The organism is Sphingomonas sp., assembly GCF_025362505.1.
Taxonomy (GTDB): domain Bacteria; phylum Pseudomonadota; class Alphaproteobacteria; order Sphingomonadales; family Sphingomonadaceae; genus Sphingomicrobium.
In genome coordinates this window covers 1-3312 of the sequence record NZ_JANYGG010000045.1, presented here as the reverse complement: position 1 = coordinate 3312, position 3312 = coordinate 1, and the positions used below count along the sequence as shown (strand labels likewise).

The 3312-nt window shown below is 62.6% G+C and carries 4 protein-coding genes; all 4 read right to left on the bottom strand.

From position 1 onward, the window contains the following. Nucleotides 1-1358, bottom strand: a 1358-nt coding sequence (locus Q0R27_RS03880; RefSeq protein WP_293941086.1) for a methylmalonyl-CoA mutase family protein, incomplete at its 3' end; no start/stop codon positions are given. Between the two features lie 160 nt (nucleotides 1359-1518). Further along, nucleotides 1519-1938 (bottom strand): methylmalonyl-CoA epimerase, encoded by a 420-nt coding sequence (mce, locus tag Q0R27_RS03875; protein ID WP_293941083.1) that lies wholly within the window; start codon nucleotides 1936-1938, stop codon nucleotides 1519-1521. A gap of 106 nt (nucleotides 1939-2044) precedes the next feature. After that, nucleotides 2045-2335, bottom strand: a complete 291-nt coding sequence (locus Q0R27_RS03870; protein WP_293941080.1) for a GIY-YIG nuclease family protein — start codon at nucleotides 2333-2335, stop codon at nucleotides 2045-2047. 97 nt (nucleotides 2336-2432) lie between these two features. Continuing rightward, a partial coding sequence (locus tag Q0R27_RS03865) for a carboxyl transferase domain-containing protein (protein WP_293941077.1) occupies nucleotides 2433-3312 on the bottom strand: 880 nt, incomplete at its 5' end.

Sequence of the window (3312 nt, the reverse complement as noted above, 5' to 3'; positions counted from 1 at the left end):
TACTTGTTGACCCCGACGATCACTGTCTCGCCCACATCGACCTTCGCCGCGCGCGCCGCCGCCGCTTCCTCGATGCGCATCTTGGGCAGCCCCTCGGCCACCGCGCGGGTCATCCCGCCATGCGCCTCGACCTCGTCGATCAGCGCCTGCGCCTTCTCCTCGAGCTCTCGCGTCAACGCCTCGACATAATAGCTTCCGCCAAGCGGATCAGCGACCGCGGTCACCCCGCTTTCCTCTGCCAAGATCAGCTGCGTATTGCGCGCGATCCGGGCGGAGAATTCGGTTGGCAACGCCACCGCCTCGTCGAGGCTGTTGGTATGCAGCGACTGCGTGCCCCCAAGCACCGCCGCCATCGCCTCGATCGTGGTCCGCACGACATTGTTGTACGGATCCTGCTCGGTCAGCGACACGCCGCTGGTCTGGCAATGCGTCCGCAGCAGCTTCGACTTTTCAGACTGCGCGCCGAGCCCGGTCATGATCCGCCCCCATAGCGTCCGCGCCGCGCGCAGCTTGGCGACCTCCATGAAAAAATTCATGCCGATGCCCCAGAAGAAGCTCAGCCGCGGCGCGAACTCGTCGATCGCCTGCCCCGCCGCCACCGCCGCCCGGACATAGGCCATCCCGTCGGCGAGCGTGTAGGCCAGCTCCTGCACCGCCGTCGCCCCGGCCTCGTGCATATGATAACCCGAGATCGAGATGCTGTTGAACTTGGGCATCTCGGCCGACGTATAGCCGATGATGTCCGAGACGATCCGCATCGAGGGCTCGGGCGGATAGATGTACGTATTGCGAACCGCGAACTCTTTCAGAATGTCGTTCTGGATCGTCCCCGAGAGCAATTTGCGGTCGACCCCCTGCTCCTCCCCCGCGACGATATAGAACGCCAGGATCGGCAGCACCGCCCCGTTCATCGTCATGCTGACCGACATTTCGTCGAGCGGAATGCCGTCGAACAGCAGCTTCATATCCTCGACCGAATCGATCGCGACCCCGGCCTTGCCGACATCACCGGTTACCCGCGGATGGTCTGAGTCATAGCCGCGATGAGTCGCCAGATCGAACGCGACCGACAGCCCCTTCTGACCCGCGGCAAGGTTGCGACGGTAGAAAGCGTTGCTCTCCTCGGCGGTCGAAAATCCCGCATATTGCCGGATCGTCCACGGTCGCCCGGCATACATCGTCGCGTATGGCCCGCGCGTATACGGTGCGACGCCCGGATAGCCCGGCTCGATATCGGCTGTATCTTCAGGTCCATAGACCGTCTTGAGGGTGATTCCCTCAATCGTCTCGCGGCTGAGGTCGGCGCCGCGGGCTTCCTTTGCGGCAAGTGCCTGCCATGCTTTGAAATCACTGGTCATGGGAAAGCGTTACCGCGACGAGCGCCCGTCTTCCACCCCTCCCTTTCAGGGAGGGGCAGGGGGGTGGGTAGCGAGCGAAGCGAGCCTGCTTCCCCGCGCGACCGGCCGCCTGCGGCGGCACCCGCCCCTCGATCCCCTCCCTTGCAGGGAGGGAAGGAAATCAGTGCGCCTGCTTGGGGCTCTCCATGATCTCGGTCAGCACGCCGCCCATGTCCTTGGGGTGGACGAAGAAGATCAGCGTCCCATGAGCCCCGATCCTCGGCTCGCCGAGCACCCGCGCGCCCTTGCCCTCGAACCACGCCTTGGCCTCGTGAATGTCAGGCACCTCGAAGCACAGATGATGCTGCCCCCCGAGCGGATTCTTCTCGAGGAACGCGGCGATGGGCGACCCCTCCCCCAACGGCTCGATCAACTCGATCTGAGCATTCGGCGCATCCACAAAACAAACCCGCACCCCCTGCGCAGGAAGGTCGAACGACTCCCCGATCACGGTGGCGCCCAGCACATCGCGATAATGCGCGATCGAAGTGTCGATGGAGGGTGTCGCAACCCCGACATGATTCAGCCGTCCGAGTTTCATTTCACTTTACCCCGTCATTGCGAGCGAAGCGAAGCAACCCAGTCTTCACTACCGCCACCATGAATTGCTTCGCTGCGCTCGCAATGACGAAGCGTAACCCTGGCTTTCACGACGCAATCTCGTCGTACAAATCCCGCCAATCGGGATTCATCGACTCGATCAAAGCCAACTTCTTCGCCCGCGATCCGCCCTTGATCTGCTCCTCGCGCGCGATCGCTCCGTCAATTGATCCACCATTCTCGTACCACACCAGCAATTTACAGCCGTACCGCTTCGTTAACCCCTCGACGACGCCCTCGCGATGCTGCCACGACCGCTGGACCAGGTTCGAGGTCACTCCAGTATAAAGCGTCCCGTTCCGCCCGTTCGCCATGATATAAACCGCCGGCAGTTTCATCAGGTCACCTTACCCCGTCTTTGCGAGCGTAGCGAAGCAATCCAGACCCCGTACCACACTGGATTGCTTCGCTACGCTCGCAATGACGACCAGCCGCTCACAACGGAATATTGTCATGCTTTTTCCACGGATTCTCGAGCACCTTGTTCCGCAATTTGCGTAACCCCAGCGCCACCCGACGCCTTGTCGAATGCGGCATGATCACCTCGTCGATAAACCCCTTGCTCGCCGCCACGAACGGGTTGGCGAAGCGCGCTTCATACTCCGCCGTGCGCTCGGCGATTTCCTCCGCCGTCTTCCCCCGAAAAATAATCTCGACCGCTCCCTTCGCCCCCATCACGGCGATTTCCGCCGTCGGCCACGCATAGTTCAAATCGCCGCGCAGATGCTTCGACGCCATCACGTCGTAAGCGCCGCCGTACGCCTTGCGCGTGATCACCGTGATCTTGGGCACCGTCGCCTCGGCATAGGCGAACAGCAATTTCGCGCCATGCTTGATGATCCCGTTATGCTCCTGCGCGACCCCCGGCAGGAACCCCGGCACATCGACGAACGTCAGGATCGGAATGTCGAACGCATCGCAGAAGCGAACGAACCGCGCCGCCTTTTTCGACGAGTTGATGTCGAGGCACCCCGCCAGCACCATCGGCTGGTTCGCGACCACGCCGACCGTGCGCCCCTCGATCCGGCAGAAGCCGATGATGATGTTGCCCGCGTGCTTGGGTTGAAGCTCGAAGAAATCGCCCTCGTCGGCGACCTTCCGGATCAGCTCGTGCATGTCGTAGGGCGTCGCGGCCGATGGCGGGACCAGCGTGTCGAGACTGTCCTCGATCCGATCCCACGCATCGTCGGTCGGCCGCTCGGGCACGTCGTGGCGGTTCGACAGCGGTAGAAAGTCAAAGAAATCCCGCGTCGCGAGCAGCGCGTCGATGTCATTCTCGAACGCGACATCGGCCACCCCCGACTTCTGCGTATGG

What these genes read in the sequence shown, in the direction of transcription:
- mce (WP_293941083.1), bottom strand. Translation starts at nt 1,938, where the DNA reads ATGAAACTCGGACGGCTGAATCATGTCGGGGTTGCGACACCCTCCATC.
- Q0R27_RS03870 (WP_293941080.1), bottom strand. Translation starts at nt 2,335, where the DNA reads ATGAAACTGCCGGCGGTTTATATCATGGCGAACGGGCGGAACGGGACG.